Origin of the sequence: Xanthomonas albilineans (genome assembly GCF_002939705.1) — a bacterium.
Taxonomy (GTDB): Bacteria; Pseudomonadota; Gammaproteobacteria; order Xanthomonadales; family Xanthomonadaceae; genus Xanthomonas_A; species Xanthomonas_A albilineans.
Window position 1 is genome coordinate 1 of the sequence record NZ_MDCB01000100.1, and the last position, 428, is coordinate 428.

The 428-nt window shown below is 70.3% G+C and carries 1 protein-coding gene; it reads right to left on the bottom strand.

Translation table 11 applies throughout. The features are described 5' to 3' along the window. Positions 1–428: carboxypeptidase-like regulatory domain-containing protein (locus XalbCFBP2523_RS15930; RefSeq protein WP_249027747.1), on the bottom strand; the 428-nt coding region annotated here is incomplete at both ends.

Consider the following 428-nt stretch of genomic DNA (forward strand, 5'->3'; position numbering starts at 1 on the left):
TGCAGGCCCGGCATATCCGGATGGGTGAGCACCACATCCTGCTTCAGCGGCGAGGCGATGGCGGTCGTATCGCGGGCGCTGATACGCGGCAGGTACATCGTGTAGGGCAGCCGCGTGAGCTGCCCGGCCTGCAACTCGACCCCGACCACGAACTCGCCGTACTCACGCCCGGCCGCATTGGCCGCGCTGCCATCCACGTACAGTTCCTGGTGGCCGACAGGCAGACCGGACAGCACGAAGCGACCGGTCGGATCGGTGTGGGTGAGCTGCGTGCCCACGCTGACCGCCACTCCGGCGATGGGCTGGCCGTCCACCAACAGCACTTGGCCGCTGACGCTGGTGCGCTGGCTGGCCATCGCCACCGCCTCCAATGCGCTCAGCGCCGGCTGCGCCGGTTGGGCACCGGGCGCCCGCCAGCGCGCATCGGT